General features: G+C 66.2%; 12 protein-coding genes and 1 pseudogene. 7 read left to right on the top strand and 6 right to left on the bottom strand.

Annotation, left to right across the window (positions count from 1 at the left end; translation table 11 throughout):
* From BCL65_RS18070 to BCL65_RS17690, 4 genes are all read left to right on the top strand, one after another.
* The coding region (locus BCL65_RS18070) for a hypothetical protein (RefSeq protein ID WP_181340749.1) at positions 1-495 on the top strand (495 nt) is incomplete at its 5' end.
* Positions 496-512: 17 nt separating this feature from the next.
* Positions 513-1,298 (top strand): hypothetical protein, encoded by a 786-nt coding sequence (locus tag BCL65_RS17860; RefSeq protein WP_125206584.1) that lies wholly within the window; start codon positions 513-515, stop codon positions 1,296-1,298.
* A 134-nt stretch (positions 1,299-1,432) separates the two neighbouring features.
* On the top strand, positions 1,433-1,651 hold the full coding sequence (locus BCL65_RS17695) for a transposase family protein (protein WP_165800084.1): 219 nt from the start codon (positions 1,433-1,435) through the stop codon (positions 1,649-1,651).
* Between the two features lie 726 nt (positions 1,652-2,377).
* Positions 2,378-3,190, top strand: coding sequence for a polymorphic toxin-type HINT domain-containing protein (locus tag BCL65_RS17690; RefSeq protein ID WP_106269839.1), 813 nt, complete (start codon positions 2,378-2,380; stop codon positions 3,188-3,190).
* A 1,317-nt stretch (positions 3,191-4,507) separates the two neighbouring features.
* On the opposite strand, the gene BCL65_RS17685 is transcribed toward BCL65_RS17690, so the two are convergent.
* Positions 4,508-5,038: a DUF2199 domain-containing protein gene (locus BCL65_RS17685; protein ID WP_165800085.1), complete on the bottom strand. Its 531-nt coding sequence runs from the start codon at positions 5,036-5,038 to the stop codon at positions 4,508-4,510.
* Positions 5,039-5,465: 427 nt separating this feature from the next.
* Here BCL65_RS17685 and BCL65_RS17680 point away from each other — a divergent pair, with 427 nt between their 5' ends.
* The 3 genes and pseudogenes from BCL65_RS17680 to BCL65_RS17670 all read left to right on the top strand — a co-directional run.
* Positions 5,466-5,909: a sigma factor-like helix-turn-helix DNA-binding protein gene (locus tag BCL65_RS17680; RefSeq protein WP_243401166.1), complete on the top strand. Its 444-nt coding sequence runs from the start codon at positions 5,466-5,468 to the stop codon at positions 5,907-5,909.
* Positions 5,902-6,726: a zeta toxin family protein gene (locus tag BCL65_RS18495; RefSeq protein WP_165800086.1), complete on the top strand. Its 825-nt coding sequence runs from the start codon at positions 5,902-5,904 to the stop codon at positions 6,724-6,726. The genes BCL65_RS17680 and BCL65_RS18495 overlap by 8 nt, the downstream gene beginning before the upstream one ends.
* Before the next feature lie 521 nt (positions 6,727-7,247).
* A pseudogene (locus tag BCL65_RS17670) lies at positions 7,248-7,372 on the top strand (integrase core domain-containing protein); the annotation flags it as partial.
* 73 nt (positions 7,373-7,445) lie between these two features.
* Here the strand turns inward: BCL65_RS17670 and BCL65_RS17665 are convergent.
* From BCL65_RS17665 to BCL65_RS17645, 5 genes are all read right to left on the bottom strand, one after another.
* The gene (locus BCL65_RS17665) at positions 7,446-8,618 is read right to left on the bottom strand and encodes a Wadjet anti-phage system protein JetD domain-containing protein (RefSeq protein WP_106269835.1); all 1,173 of its coding nucleotides are present in this window, start codon (positions 8,616-8,618) and stop codon (positions 7,446-7,448) included.
* Entirely contained in the window at positions 8,615-12,100 is a 3,486-nt protein-coding gene (locus BCL65_RS17660; RefSeq protein WP_106269834.1) for an ATP-binding protein, read from the bottom strand. Before BCL65_RS17660 ends, BCL65_RS17665 begins: the two co-directional genes overlap by 4 nt.
* Positions 12,100-12,909, bottom strand: coding sequence for a DUF4194 domain-containing protein (locus tag BCL65_RS17655; RefSeq protein ID WP_106269833.1), 810 nt, complete (start codon positions 12,907-12,909; stop codon positions 12,100-12,102). Before BCL65_RS17655 ends, BCL65_RS17660 begins: the two co-directional genes overlap by 1 nt.
* Positions 12,906-14,459 carry a DUF3375 family protein gene (locus BCL65_RS17650; protein ID WP_243401167.1) on the bottom strand — a complete coding sequence of 518 codons (1,554 nt, stop codon included), beginning with the start codon at positions 14,457-14,459 and terminating at the stop codon, positions 12,906-12,908. The genes BCL65_RS17655 and BCL65_RS17650 overlap by 4 nt, the downstream gene beginning before the upstream one ends.
* 546 nt (positions 14,460-15,005) lie before the next feature.
* Positions 15,006-15,299 (bottom strand): IS30 family transposase (locus BCL65_RS17645; protein WP_125206566.1); only part of this gene is annotated, 294 nt, incomplete at its 5' end.

Here is a 15,299-nt window from a genome sequence, read left to right as displayed (position 1 = left end):
GAATGGGTAGACGCCGGCGACCTCAGGCCCGGACAATGGCTCCAGACCGGTGCCGGCACCCACGTCCAGATCTCCGCGACCGAGACGACGCACGAATACGCCACGGTCCACAACCTCACCATCGCCGGCATTCACACCTACTACGTGCTTTCCGGAAACACTTCGGCGCTGGTTCATAATTCCTCATGTCGTACATTCGGATTTGAGGATTCGCCGAACGTGCCGGGCGTCTATTCCATCACGATGAAGGACGGCAGAGTGTATGTCGAGTCAAGCTCAACCAACGTGCACGGTCGTTTGCATGCGGCCTTCAGATCGAACAATGCGGCTGTGAAAAATGCTGGCTACACGACAGATGATGTCTCAAATATTTCAGTCAACGACATGTCGGGGCATTCGCGGAATGCCATCAGGAGGCAGGAGCAGTCGGTATTTGATCAATATGGAGGAATCAATGGCGGGGTGCTTCTGAATCGGCGAAATGAGATCTCCTAATGCGTGCAGATTATGACGTGCTGAACCTTCAGGCCGATGGGCAGATTGATGAGAACGAGATTGTGGAACAGTATCGTTCCGGCCGATTCAATGGATTGTTCCTTAGGTTGAGCCGCGGAAGTCGACTGCGCAATCTCGACTTCCTGGCACGTATGCCACGGATCGAGTATCTCGAGATCGAAGGTCGGGTCGTTGATGATTCAGCGGCCTTTCAGGTGCCAGGTCTTCGTGAACTCGTGCTCTTGACCAAAGGAGAAGCGGCGATACCAAGAGGACGTAACTCCTCCCTTTCTGTGCTGGCGTTCGACGATCGGGGCGACAGGATTGACCTAGAAGGATTCCCTTCACTGACAGGTCTGACAATTTGGTCGTCGCTTAGAAGGGACTTAGATTTTCTGGGTGACGTGACCGAACTTGCGTCGTTCAAGTTGGAGGGCACGGGGCAGATCTTGGATCTCTCCGGTTTGGACCGGTGCAGGAAGCTCTACGAGTTGGAGATCGTTGAAACACGGGCCAAGAGTCTCGTCCCCCTTGGGCAACTGAAACGCCTTCGTCGCTGCTGGCTGGTTGGCGGAGGGCGTCTTGTTCAGGCTGAGCCTCTGGACTTTAATGATGTCTCAGGTTTGAGTGGCCTTGAGGAACTAAGGGTTACGTATGGTGGCGAGGTTCGTTCGGTCGCGCCGCTTCTCGGCATGAGTTCATTGCGTGACGTTCGCCTCAGAGGGACCACGGTTGTGGCGGGCGATTCTATATTGCTTGACGAGTTTCCGGATTCAGTGACAGTTGTTGGCCCTGACGGGTAGGGGTCTGTCTGATTAACGGCTCTGTCGTACTTCCGGTGGTTGGTCCTGAAGGGCCGGAATGTCTGTCATGATCGACCGTGGGCGATGCGAAAGCGCTGGTCAGAGCAGTCTTCCGGGGGCTGGATGGTCTCGTCGTGCACGACGTGACGGACCGCGGTGGCGGGCTGGTCGTGGCCGCCGCGACGGCGGGTGGGCCGGTGGGCTGTCCGGTGTGCGGGCAGCCGTCGCAGCGGGTGCACGCCTGGCACGAGCGGTCGCCGGCTGATCTGCCGGTCGCGGGGGTCCGGGTCGAGCTGCGGGTGAGAGTCCGCCGTCTGGTCTGCCAGGCCGCGGGCTGCGCGCGTCGGACCTGACTTGGGTCAGGTTGTCCACGGGGCCGGACGTGCGTACCGCTGACCTGCGGTGATGGTCGTGGTTCTGTGGATTGGTGTCCTCTGCGAGGCACTAAGATGGCTCAACGCAGATGAGGGTGTAGTGCTGCTGAGTTGGGCGGCTACGACGATCGGGCGAAGCCTGAGGACGAGGTGCTCGAGGTCCTCGAGCACCTCGTCGGACGCGACGTCGAAGTGGCTCGAGTTGCTGGCGCTACTGCTGGCTTAGCGGCACGAGCGCTCCCGTACGCCGGCGAACCGCCACGGGCGGAATCTCAACGATTTGAGCATGCTCCCCCTGGTCAGAGTTCATTCACACCGAAGAGGTCACTGGTTCGAACCCAGTATCGCCCACCGAGAGAGGCCCCTTGACCAGCGGAAACGCTGGGCAGGGGGCTTTTCGTTTTGCCGGGCAACGGGCTGCTGGTCTAGCTGCTGGTCTGTGACACTCGATCTGGCATGTGGGGGAGTGCGTCGTCGAGCTCGACGTCGGTGCGCGGTGACGGTGCGTGCGTGCCGACATGACTTCAGCGTCGACGTCCCGAATCCAGGCTTGAACTGCGTGAACGCTGTTCGTTCGACGCTCCCCGAGTTAGGTCGGCTGGTTGGTGCGGTGTCGCGGTCGGGTCCGTGAGGTGGCCACGGGCACGGCGGGGGTTGGGGCGTTCCGAAGAGGTCACTCGGCCGTCCTGACGCCTTGCCAGCTCCGTGGCCGCGTTGGAGACGGCCGTCCACGCCGTCGGCCGACGTCAAGAGACACCTGCTCATGCAGCAGTCCCGATCGTCGTTCAGTCCGCTTGCGTTTCGAAACCCATCGAGGACATCCGGCTCGGTGACCAGGTCCTCGCCACCGACGAAACCACAGGCAAGAGCGGGCCGCAGGACGTGGTTGCGCTCATCACGGGCGAAGGACACAAGGACCTCGTCAGCCTGACCGTGACCGACCACAACGGCGACGCTGGCACGGTGACCGCGACCGGCGGGCACCCCTTCTGGGTCCCCACCCTGCGTGAATGGGTAGACGCCGGCGACCTCAGGCCCGGACAATGGCTACAGACCGGCGCCGGCACCCGAGTCCAACTCACAGCGACCGAGACGACGCACGAGTACGCTCAGGTTCACAATCTGACCGTCGCCGGAACGCACACGTACTACGTCGATGGTGGAAATCTTGAACTCCTTAGTCATAGCACAAGTTGCAGGACATTCGATCATCTTTCTCCAAGTGGCCGACTTGACGTCTCCAACATGAGTGGCGTGTACAAGATTGAGATGGGCGACGGAAGGGCCTATGTAGGAAAAGCGACAGACATCCATGGTAGAATTCACGGCTCATTCCGCAGAGGTGGGGCACTCAATGACGAGGGCTATTGCGCGAGTGAGGTTAGGGGTCTTGATTGGATCGAGATGCCCGGCGCGTCGAGCGCAGAACTTTTCGAAATGGAAGCTGGGATGATCTCCCGCGCAGGGGGTATTAGCAACCTAGCGAATAGGGTCAATTCACCAGGTATCACAGGCTAGGGGGCAGCGTGGAGGTCTCTCAATACAAGACCATGCAGTGGGATCCATGGGATCCTGAGCAGCCTATTGCATCGGCCGCGGCCCGCTTCGCCGCGGCCGGGTACGACGGATTACATGTCATCCCCAAACCTGGCGGAACTTTCGACAATCTACAGTTTCTGCAGGACTTCGTCGGACTCAGATCTTTGAGCGTGACGTCGCCTACCCGAGACGACTCTGCAGCATTCGGGCTCGAGGAGCTCGAGGAACTGACGATTGTCACGGGATCATCAGTAGATATTCCGACAATCGTTGCAGATCGCTTGCGCAGGCTCTGCGTAGGATTTCGCCGACTTAGTTCGTCGCGTCAACTATTCCCTAATCTCGAACGGCTTCGAGTTGTGGACCCTTGGATAGGGCGAGATCTGCGAATCCTGGAAGAGCTTCCCTGGCTGCGCCATCTAGAGCTTGACGGTGGTGGAAGGTTGCACCGGCTTGACGGAATTTCATCTAGTGAGAGTCTCGAAAGCGTTAGACTGACGAGATTTGCAGTCTCGGACACTTCACCATTGGTGTCCAGTATCCAGTTGCGAGAAGTGCGTCTCATGGCGATGCTTCCCGTACCGCCGCATCATCGAGTCTCATTCATCGACCTTGCTAGCCCGCGCCTTGAAACCCTGGCAATCGGTCACGCCGATAGGCTCGTGGATCTTCAGGAAGGATTACTCTCGATGCCTCGCTTGCAACGCATCATTGTTCGCGAGACACCTCTGAGCGATGGGCAAATGGTCGCGCTCGCGGATCTCCCGCCTTGCGTTCGTCGGATCGTGTCTGCATAAGCATGCGGGGTTGTCCTTGAATTCCAGGCGACGAGAATCTCGTCGCCTGGGTCAGCGCCTTCGTTGCGTTGTAGTACGGCTCAACGCAGATGAGGGTGTAGTGCTGCTGAGCTGGGCGGCGACGAACGATCGGGCGAAGCCTGAAGACGAGGTGCTCGAGGCCCTCGAGCTCATCGTCGGACGCGACGTCGAAGTGGCTCGCGTTGCTGGCGCTACTGCTGGCTTAGCGGCACGACCGCTTCAGTGCGCCGGCGGACCGGCACGGCCAGAACCTCAACGATATGAACATGCTTCCGCCGGTCAGAGTTCATTCACACCGAAGAGGTCACTGGTTCGAACCAGTATCGCCCACCAGCACAGAGGCCCTCTGACCAGCGGGAACGCTGCGACAGGGGGCCTTTTGCTTTGCCTGGGGAGAGCCGCGAAACGGCCCTGGGCATCTACGGGCTGCGACTGGACGAGCCCATCGCGCTGCGGGCGCGATAGGCCTCTCGCCTTCTCAGCCGGCCTGGTCGCCCTGCACCGCCCGGTTGATTTCGGCAACACGATGCAGGGTGATCCCGTGAAGCTGCTCATGGACGAGTGGGTGATCGATTGCGGGGTCGAGCTCGACCCACGGCACCGTCCCGGGCTCGTTAGTGTGGAGTCGGGCGGCCATCGGCGCCGTCGACGGCTCGTACGGCAGGTTGTTGCAGAGCCACGCGAACATCGGCTCCAGCTGCGCCCGGTCGGGATCGCTCCAATGATCGGTCTGGGTTCGCATGCTCGCCTCGCTCAGCGACACCCAGACGGACCAGCAGAACGGACCGTCGTCGGAGTCGATGATCGGGATCACGATGTGTCCGCGCATGAAGTAGTTCGTGCTTCCGGCATCGTCGACCAACACGCACATGTCGGCGTTGAGCTCACTTCGAACGCGCTCGTCGTCGGACGCGAGCATCCACGGGTCCGGGGCGCGTGGACCGAAGACCATGGCGAGGCCTTCGTGGGTGGTCCCGCATAGCGCGCATGTCCAAGCGGTCGACGTCATTGATCCTCCATCTTGCCGGTCATGCGCAGGTCGTCGCGCATCCGTTGACGGCTCCGCGCTCGCGGTCCGGTTGCTCCCGATGGTCAGAGCGAACCGTTCGCGAAGCGGGTACGGACACTTCTCCCGGCGGAGCGTTCGACACGGCCCGATCATACGAGCCAGTCGCGCTGCGCGGACGTGCTCGACCGGTCCACCGGGGTCGTCAGGCGAGACCCGCCGTCGCGCAGAGACGTGAAGCCTTCCCCGCGCTGGAGCGCGCCCTCCTGGGCGGGCCCCGCGTTCCGCTCGAGACGGCCCGGAAGCCAGCCCCGGGCATCCACGGCACGGGCTGAGGCTTGGCTTCGCGAGCGGGAAGCTGGGCGACCGTTCCCTGCCCTCTAACGGTTCAGGTTAGTCCTTGATTCACTGTGAATCGCAGCGTAGCCTGGTGGCCGAGGAGGTAGCCATGTCTGCCATGACCGCCGCCGCGCACGAGCCGAGCCTGAGGCTGTCTTACGCACGCGCTCGCCTGGCCGAGATTGACCGCATGCGACAGGTGTACCTGGCGTCGCTGGACGGGTTGCCGCAGCGGGACATCGCTGCGGCGGTGCACCTGTCCCAGGCCAGCGTGCACCGGATGATCGTCCGGGCACGCGCGTTGGGTATGGAGCACGAGTCGGTCGAGGAGGTCGTGCTGCAGCGGTTCGTCGGGCAGATCTCTACCGCGCAGATGCTTGTACGGCTGGCCTCGATCGAGTCGTGGGTGCCGCGCGTTATCGACCCGGTCGACGGTGTCCTGCCCGGCGATTCCCGGGCCGACCTGGACGAGCTGTGCGAGGACGGGCTGATCAGCGAGGACGAGGTCGACCAGGTTCTTGACGCCCGTGAGTGATCTGCGCGCGAGCACGCACGCTGCGGCGTGCGCCGCGGTCCGCGGCGGGGTATCGCTGGACTCGCTGCTGACCCGCGCAGAGCAGCGGCGCCTGGTGCGCCAGGCTCGCGACTGGTACCTGGACACCTACGCCGGGAATGTCACGCGCCAGGGCACTTGCGTGGTCGCCACGGCCGGCCCACCCGGGGCGGGCAAGTCCTCGATCCTGCCCACCGCTGTCCCGGATCTGGGCTCACGGTTGGTGATCGACCCGGACACGGTCAAGGACTACCTCGCCCACTGGTGCACCGAGCACGCCGCGTTCTACGCCGACCTGTTGTCCACGGCTCTGCCCGACGGCCACGCCCTGCGGCCCCTGGAGCTGTCGCCGCTTATGCAGACCATGTCCACCGATGTGGCCAACGCGGTGCGCCGCGATGCCCTCGCCCAGCGTATGGACGTCGTTGTCGAGGCCACCATGGCGTCACCCGCGTACGGCGAGCGGCTCCTGCTGTCACTCGCGAAGGCCGACTACCAGGCGCTGCTCATCGTGTCCGTCGAGACCGACCAGCAGACCGCGCACGCCCGCGCAGTCGAGCGGTGGTGGACCGGCCGCCAGACCGAGCCCGAGCTCGGCGGACGCCTGGTCTTGCCCGAGACCATCGACGCCGCCTACCCCGGCGCCAGGTCTGCCAGCGCCTGCCGCACCAACGCCCGCAACCTCGCCGAGACGATCCGCGCCGGCGGCACCGCGATCGAGCACGTCACCATCGCTGAGTACGACGACGGCGCGCTCGCCCGACTCGACGCCGACCCGCCACGCGCACTGGACGCCTGACACTCCTGGGCACCTAAGTGGGCATCTACGGCTTCCCCACAGGCCCGACAGCGACCGACAGCCGTCGACGACGAGCCGCGGAATCTCGCGCATCTGCCCAGGTCGCTGAACCGGATACTGCCCTTCACACCGAAGAGGTCACTGGTTCGAACCCAGTATCGCCCACCCGAAGCAGAAGGCCCCCTGACCAGCGGAAACCCTGAGCAGGGGGCCTTCGTCGTGAGTGCTGTGGGCCAATCCGCAACGCTCTGACCTGCGGTGATGGTTGGCCCACAGTCGAGGCCTCAGGTTCCAGTGTCGCCCAGCGTCTGACCTGCGGAGACGCGGAGACCTATCTGGCCGCAAGTTCGGCCGCACCATCGCGCCGCCCTGCTTCGGGTGCCCCAGCGCGGGTAGTCGCGGCACTACAGATCGAGTGTCACCTGTCCGCGCAGCAGTCCCTTCCGAGGAGGTCGGGTGGCTGTGCTGGAACTGGCCTACCGACCAGCTCAGTGACCGCACGAGCATGGACGCCTGCCCGGCAGAACGGCAAGGTCGAACGCTCAACCGCACCCTGGCCACCGAGTGGGCCTACCAGCAGGTCGTCACCTCGAACGACGAACGAGCCGCGGCCCCGGCACCCTGGATCGAGTACTACAACACCTGACGCTGCCACCCACCAAGCACTCAACGGCCTCACCGATCAGCAGGCTGCAACCGATGTCCCGGCCCGGGTACACCTAGACTGCTGCGCTCGGAGCAAGCTTCAGCAGTGCCGCGTGTGCGACCACCTGGGGGATCCGTTCCTGCTCGACGCGCCTCGGCCCGGGGTGCTCGGCTGCCAGCAGCATCTCGTACAGGGCGAGCTCGGCCGGCTCGAGGGCGAGCCCTTGACGAGGCTCGCGGGCTGTCAGCGGCCGGCCGTTCTTGTCGTGGTTGGTGCCCCACCGCTGGTAGCGGTTGTACGTCTCGACGTCCATCAGCATCGAGTGGTGGACGATGCCCTTCGCGCGGAACTGTCCGAGGATCTGAAGGCCGTCGGCGTCCATGTCGCCCCAGTACACGACGCAGGCCGCGTCTCGGATCCACGGGGTGGCTGCGAACGCGCCGGCGCCAGCTCCGTTGCCTTCGACCGCGATGCCGCCGGGCACCCGGGGGAACGTGACGACGGAGTCCTTGTTCTCGCAGATGAGGATGACCGACGGGGTGTAGGCGAGCGCGGGTGCGTCGCCGACGGTGTGAGAGTCGTGCCGGCGCCGGCCGGACTCCAGGTAGTCGGGGTCGAGGTAGGTGAAGTGGATGACGGACGGGTGCGGGGGAGCGAGGTTTAGGCTGTCCCGGCCGGCGAGCGCGGCCACAAGGGGCTGGGACGTGTTCAGCCACTTGGCGTGCAGGCCCTCGATAGGGACCTGCCTTGGCGTCTTCCCAGTGGCGTCGTTGCGGGAGAACCAGTCGGCGCTGGTGAGCAGGAGTTCGAAGTCGAGGGCGGTCCAGGTGTCCGTCTCGCGCACAGCGCGGGCGCACAGGTCCGGGTCGCCGGCCGCAGGTAGACGGTCAGTCAGGGCGGCGGCGCGGCGACGGCCACGTTCAAGGCGCGCCGGCCAGGGCTCGCCGACGAGACGCACCGCGTCGGTGAAGGGGATGGTGACCGCGTACGGCAACTGCTGGGTGGTGCCGGCGACGCGCTGCGTGCGTACTTCGAGCGCGACGCCGCGCTCGCTAGCCCAGGCAGTCCACGTTCGCGCCCAGGTGGCGTGCTGGTCAAGGTTGCGTGCGAGCTCAGCTGACGTGAGCGACCCGAGGGTAACGCGGTCCTCCCACGGGTAGGCAGCGCCTGCTGCGGCACGCGACCAGACCTTGACCAGCCGTCGTTCGAGCAGAGCGAGGACGTCAGCGGGGTTCTTCGTGCTCATCCGCGTGCCCCGGCGCGAACCTCCGCACGCTCGGCATCGCTGATGGTCCGCACTCGTGAGCGCTTCGTCGTCTGGTTCTTCGTCACGAGCAGGAACCGGTTCATGTGCGGCTCGAGCGCACCGAACTTGTCCGTTGGCGCTCCGATGATGAGCTGGAACCCGAGACCCGACCACGCCTTCACCGCGCGGGAGGCGAACTGGGCGTCGGACTTGATGAACGCCTCGTCGAGAATCACCGGTGCGAACCGGGGCTGCTCCCGCTCTTCGTCACCGAGGCGGAACCGCAGCGCGGACCCGACGATGAATGCGATGAGTTCCTGCGTCTCGCCGCCGGACTTCGACGCGATCGACGCGTACGTCGCCTCGACCGTGTGGTCGAGCGCCTGACGCTCGGCGAGGACCTCCACGTGCCGGCGCACGTCGAGCAGGTCGTCCCTGCGGGCCAATTTCGGGTCGAACTCGGGGTCCTTGGGGCTGCGCAGCTTCGCCATGAAGTTCTCGAGGTCCTTGAAGCGAGCCTCCATCTGGTGGTCCTCGAGCTCGATGGTCGCGGTGGACGACAGCTCCTTGAGCTTGCGCCGGAACGCGGTGACCTCGTCGCGACCGACCTTGCGCATCCGCATCTGCAGGCGCCTGTCGGTGGGGCCGAACGGCAGCCCCCACAGGATCGTGTTGATCGGCACGAGCCGGTCTTCGATCGCTTCGACGGCGGAGTCCATCGCCTGGTGAAGCTGGAACAGGTGCTTGCCCGACCATGACATCAGGGCCTGGCGCCAGTCCGCGCGCCGTTCGTGCAGGCCCCTGGCGTTGATGTCGGCGAGGATCTGCGCGAAGTCGGGGTACGCGGCAAGCTTCGGTGTCAGGGAGTTGCTGGGGAACAGTGACAGGAACTGCTCGAACGTGCCCTCGAGGTCCGCGGTCGCCTTGGTCTCGGTGGCGACCGCCTTGCTCTTGGCGTCCTCCAGGATGCGCCGCAGGGCGCTCATCCGGCCGGGGAACGCCGCGAGGTCGTCCGGATCGCCGCCGGCGCACACGGCCTCGAACTGGTTCTCGAGGTAGGACGCGGTGGTGTCGGTGAGCAGGTCGGGGAACCGTCGCTCATTGTAGTCCTGCCGGTCGGTCAGGGTGTCGCGCCGGCTCGCGAACGCGTTCCACTGCTTGTCGAGGTCAGCGACCTTGTCGCGTGCCCTGCCGTGGACGTGCACGGCGTCGTCGCGGGCGGCCTCGAGGTCCTTGACCTTCTGCTCGAGCTGCTTGAGGACGTCGTTGCCGTCGAGGATCCTCTGGAGGTCTGCCTGCTTGTCGGCCAGGCGCGCGCGTGCCTCGCGCACGTCGATCGAGTCGAAAACCGCGGCTGCGAGCACTCGGTGGGCGCTGTGGCGCTCTGTGAGCGTGTCGAGCTGCTGGTCGAGGTCGTCCTTGCGGCGCTCGAGGTCTCGGATGTCCCGCTCGAGAAGGGCGATCTGCTGCTTGGCGTCCGCCCGCAGGTCGTCGTTGGAGAAACCGAGCTGGCGAGCTGCGCTGCGCGACCCGAGCGAGCCGGAGCGGCCGTATCGGGTCTGGCCGGTCAGCGTGACGCGGTAGCCGCCGCGGCCGAGGTCGGCGGGATCCTCGACGCAGATGGCGTTGTTGGACGGCTCGGCGACCTTGCGCATGACCCAGCCGCGGTAGGGGCCGGGGGCGAAGTCGAGCTTGCCGGCGGTGGTGTTCGCCGCCGCGGGCGGCGGCTCGGAGAGGTTGGACGCGGCACCGTCGAAGCGGAGCTCGCCGCGGACCTTGAGGTCGTTGACGGCTCGTTGGAACGCGTCGAGCTTCTCGTCGGGCACGAGCATCCGTGAACCGGCAGGGCCGAGGACCTTCTCGATCGCGGTCGTCCACCGCGCCTCGCTCGTTGCGGGCTGGACGAGCTCGGCCAGGAACGGCGCCTCGGAGATGTCGATGCCGGCGCGCTGGCACGCGGCGTCGCGCAGCCGCTCGAGGTGCTCACCGATGCGGGAGCCGGAGGTCTCCATGCGGGCGAGGTTCTGGCGGGCGCTCGTGAGATCGGCGCCCTTGGTCCGCAGCTCCACGAGGATCTCGGTGACCTCGGCGCTGAGCCGCCGACGCTCAGCCGTGACGTCGGCTGCGGCCTGCTGTCCTTGGGCCCGCAGGCGGTCGAACACGGCGCGGTCGGTCAGGTCAACGCCGTCTACCACGAGAGATCCGACCTGCTGGGTGAGGTTTTCGAGGGCGCCCGAGCGTGTGGTGACGTCGAGCTCGGCGTGGCTGATGGCGACGTTGAGCATCGACACGTCACCGCCGCCGCGCTCGTTGTACTCCGCGCGCGCTTCGTCCACCCGCACCCCTGCCGCGGTCAGCGTCTGCTTCGCGGCCTGCTCAGCCTGCTTCGCCGACGACAGGTGCTGGCGTGCTTCCACTTCCGCGGCCGCGACGAGGTCTGCCTCGCGGTTGGTCTCCCAGATCGTCAGCGGGCTCGTACCGCCGCCGCCGGTGCCGAGGTCGTCCAGGGTTGCGATCGTCTCGCGGGCACCGGTGAGGGTCTCCCAGTGCTCAGGGATGCGGCGAAGGGTCGACTCCTTGCGCGCCTCGTCGGACAGCTTGCGGTACGTGTCGGCGAGGTGGCCGAAGTGCTCGAGCGCGCGGTCGGCGTGCTCGTACGTCTCCGGCTTCTCCAGGACACACTCCTTGTACAGCGCGTCCACGGTGCGGAACTGGATGGTCCCCTGGACGCGCGCGAGCAGCTTGAGCGCCTTGTCGCCATCACCGTTCGCACCGATCCCGAGCTGGCTGTGCAGGCGGCTGGCGAACTGGCTGTACGTGTCGTGGCTGCGCAGGCCGGGGAAGAGTGCCTTGAGCTTGTGCGGCGGGAACGCGTCCGCGGCGAGCGGTTCGGCGTCGCGCAGCGTGAGGTGCCCCTCGAGGGTGAGCATCCGCATCTGGGCCTCGGAGCCAAGGCGTGCGGTCGGCGGGACGTACCACAGGCGTGCGGCGGTGAACCGTTCGCCGTTGTCGTTGGCAAACACGACCGCGGCCCCACCCCACGCGGCGGACTTGGATCCGCGCAGCACCTCGGCGTGCTCGTTACCGTCGGCGTCGGTCGTGACATCCAGCTGGCCGCGGATGTACGAGACCACGGAGCGCTGGTCGAACCCGCGGGCCCGGCCGGTGGCCTCGTTCGACGCCCCGTTGAACGAGGCGTCCGAGGGCATCATGACGGCCGTGTAGGCGTCCAGCAGGGTCGACTTGCCCGAGCCTGACGTGCCGGACAGCAGGGTGGAGTTGCGGTCGAGCTCGACCGTCTCAGGTCCGTCGAAGCCGCCCCAATTGACCAGCTGGATCTGCTCCACGAACCACTGGGTGGTGCGCGGCATCGAGAACAGGGCGCCGGTGACCGATGCCGCGGGCGCAGCAGCGGTCGGGCCGGGCGTGTGCTGCTCGAGGGCGTCGAACAGGGCGACGGCGGTCTCGTCGGTGGTCGTCATCAGTGCTGCTCCGCGAAGGTGTGGTCAGTGTTGGCAGGTGCGGTCGTGCGCTCGGTGGCCGCGTCGTCGTCGGTCCGGACCTCGGCGGGGTCGTGGGCAGGCTGCCCGTCGGCGCGCAGCCACGCCAGGAGGCTCTCGAGGGTGGACAGCGGCAGGAGCGCTTCGATGGCCGGGTCGATCTCGAACGCCGTGGCGTCCTTGCGGCCCACGAGGACCCCGGAGGACACGAGCGCTTCGATGGCGCGGGTGCTGCGCCGGGTGACACCGACGCGGTCGGTGTCGGTGGCGGGGGTGAGCTCGGCGAGGTGGGCCATCAGGTCGGCGCGGTCGACGACGGTGCGGGTGTGGCCGGCGGCGCGGTTGGCGCGCACGAGAGAGCGGGCGTGGACCAGGAGGATGGTCTCCTCGCGCGGCCACTCCGTTGCGTGCAGCAGGGTCGGGTAGCGCCAGGACGTCTCGGAGATGACCTGCCGCTTGTACGCGACCTGGAGGTCCGGGTCGAGCTCGAGCGAGAGGTACATGTCATTGAGCCGCGCACGGATGAGGGTCGTGTTCGCGACCAGGGCGTCGTACTCGGCCCGGTGCGAGCGGCGGGTGATGAACCGGTTCTTCATCAGCAACACGAGCGCTCGCCGGGCGACGGGGTCCAGGCCGCCGACGTCGCCGTCGAACTCCGCGTGGGTGCTGGTCGTCTCCTGGTCCGGGTCCCGCCAGCCGCCGTCGATTCCTGTCGGGTCTTCGGCGTCGGGGGCCGCGTCGGGTTCGAGCGGTTCGGCCGGCTCGATGCTGGTGTCGTACGCGCTGCTCACGGGGTGTGCTCCGGGGTCATGGTGGCGGGAAGGGTGGTGCGTGCGGTGACGAAGACACGCGAAGTGCCGTCGGGACGGATCGCTTCGAACTCCTCGATCTGCGTGTGGTCCGCAGTGGCGTCGAGGGTGGCGTCGGCCACGTGGAACAGCCCGAGGACGTCTGCCGGGCGGCGCATGCCGACCTCGAGCGTGGTGAAGACGTCTCCGACCGTGGTGCTCCCGTTCGCGCGGGCGTCGTCGACGGCCTCGGTGAGCGCTGCGATTGACGGGCCTCCCCACGCGATGAGGTCTGCGATGTGGTCACCCACCGCGGCGGGGTCTTCGGCCGTCTCCGCCAGGGGTGGGGGAGGAGCAGCGCTGGCGGGGTCGTGGAAGCGACGCGGCAGGTAGTCGATGTCGAGAGTCTCGGGCAGCAGCTGGATGGGGACGCGGGTGCGCACGCCGGTGCGTGCGAGCCATGGACCGAACTCGCGGTCGAGCTGACGCAGGGTCTGGTCGAGCTGGCGGTCACGTACGACGTCGTGGGTCGTGACGTAGTCCTTGATGGCCTTGCTCGCGCGGGTCCACTGGGTGAGGACGTCGTCCAGGCCGCGGCGCACGACCTGGACGGTGGAGCGCAGCTCGCGCTTCTCGGCGGCGGTGAGCGCTTCGGCGTGCGGGTGGTTGAGCAGCGCGTCGAGGTCTTGACGCAGCTGCAGCAGCAGGGCGTCGTTACCCAGGAGAGCGAACGCGCCGTCGAACGCCTTGCCCTCGGCGGTCTGGCCCATCGCGTTCGCACGCTCGAGGTAGGAGTCGATGACCTCGCCGGGCGGGCGGGCTTCGGAGCGGAAGTCGTCGAGGATTTGCTGGCGGATCCGTTCGAATTGCTCCGTGACGCGCTGGAAGTCCGATGGCAGGGCGTTCACCAGCCGCAGTAGCTCGGTGAAGCCTTCGACGACGCGGTCGACGGAGACCGGTTCGATCTCGCCACCTTGCTCGAGCCGGTCACGTTCGGCGACGAGCTCGCTGATCCGGGCTCCGAGGATGTTCACACGTGCCTGGCGCGACGGGTTCACCTCGGCGTTGAAGTTACGGACCGTGTCGAGGATCGTGGTGATGCGGTGCTTGGACAAGGTGGGGCGGCCGTGCTCGAGGCTGTCGACGAGGTTCAGGGCGGACTGCGCGTGGGACGTCAGCGCGTAGACCTGGGTGCCGTCGTCGTTCTGGTCGCGGCCGAGCCAGTTGTCCTTGACCCACTTCTGGCACAGCTCGCGGCCGGTGCGATCGGGCACGGTGTGGCCGTCGTTGCGCAGGTCGACCAAGTGGTTGTCGACCAGCTGGTGCATGCGGGCTGTTTCGATGGTGGTCGTCTCACGCGAGAAGCAGGCACGCAGGAGCGCGACCGTGACCGGCGCGTGAGACCCGTGTAGCAGGGTCAGGGTCGGTTGGGCGTACGCAGCCTCGACCCGTGCGTACTGACCCACGACATCACTCACAGCGCCTCCGCGTTGTCTTCCAGCCCGGTGAACCGCACGGCGCACCTGTGGAGCCAGTGGCCCACGCCCGACCATAGGGGCCGCTCCTGACATCGACAGTGCAGTAGGTGCCGTCGTGGGCAGTCGTCCGCTGCCTGTTGGGCACTCTCAGCACCACCATTTGCGGCTGCAGAAATTCGGTCGATCAACGTCGATGTCGTCGTCTCCACCCACGCCGACGCCAGCGCCACCAGAGACGCCGCCGCCCGAGCCGGGGACTGCTGCACGATTGGGGGACACCGCGCGCGTGGTGCCGAGGGAGCCGCTGGACTGGTGTTCCCCTACCCGCGACCAGCCCAAGGAACTGAACGGCGGCGTCGTGGCAGGCAGCGGTCCATCACGATCGCTACGATGGCTGCTGGCGGACGTCGCCGTTCGTGGCGTCCACACCAGCTGTGAGTCCAGCTCTCTGGAGCTGCGGATCGTTGGCCCACCAGTGGCCCACGGCAGGTTCAGAAGCATCGACGATGCTGGCCAGAGCGACGGAAGCTGCTTGTTCGAACCCAGTATCGCCCACCGAGAGAGGCCCCCTGACCAGCACAAATTCGGCGGTTTCTAGGGGTCCTCGCAACACCTGATGGTCTATGTGGCCGTCAGTAGATCACGCAGACGCTCGGCTGGGGTATCCCAGTCGAGCGTCTTGCGTGGTCGGCCGTTGAGCTCGTGGGCGACGTGCTCAAGGTCTTCGGGCCCGTAGGCCTTGAGGTCGGTGCCCTTGGGGAAGTATTGGCGCAACAGGCCGTTGGTGTTCTCGTTCGACCCGCGCTGCCAGGGTGAGTGGGGGTCGCAGAAGTAGACCGGCACGTTCGTGGCGATCGTGAACTGCTTGTGCGTGGCCATCTCGCAGCCCTGGTCCCAGGTGAGCGAGCCGCGTAG

Source organism: Isoptericola halotolerans, from assembly GCF_003003075.1.
Taxonomy (GTDB): Bacteria; Actinomycetota; Actinomycetes; order Actinomycetales; family Cellulomonadaceae; genus Isoptericola; species Isoptericola halotolerans_A.
The sequence above is the reverse complement of the archived record's forward strand: the minus strand, read 5'-3'. Positions and strand labels throughout refer to the sequence as shown.

Coding starts and splice junctions, on each gene's coding strand:
- BCL65_RS17685 (WP_165800085.1), bottom strand. CDS start 5,038: ATGACGTCGACCGCTTGGACATGCGCGCTATGCGGGACCACCCACGAA.
- BCL65_RS17665 (WP_106269835.1), bottom strand. CDS start 8,618: ATGAGCACGAAGAACCCCGCTGACGTCCTCGCTCTGCTCGAACGACGG.
- BCL65_RS17660 (WP_106269834.1), bottom strand. CDS start 12,100: ATGACGACCACCGACGAGACCGCCGTCGCCCTGTTCGACGCCCTCGAG.
- BCL65_RS17650 (WP_243401167.1), bottom strand. CDS start 14,459: ATGGTCGGGCGTGGGCCACTGGCTCCACAGGTGCGCCGTGCGGTTCAC.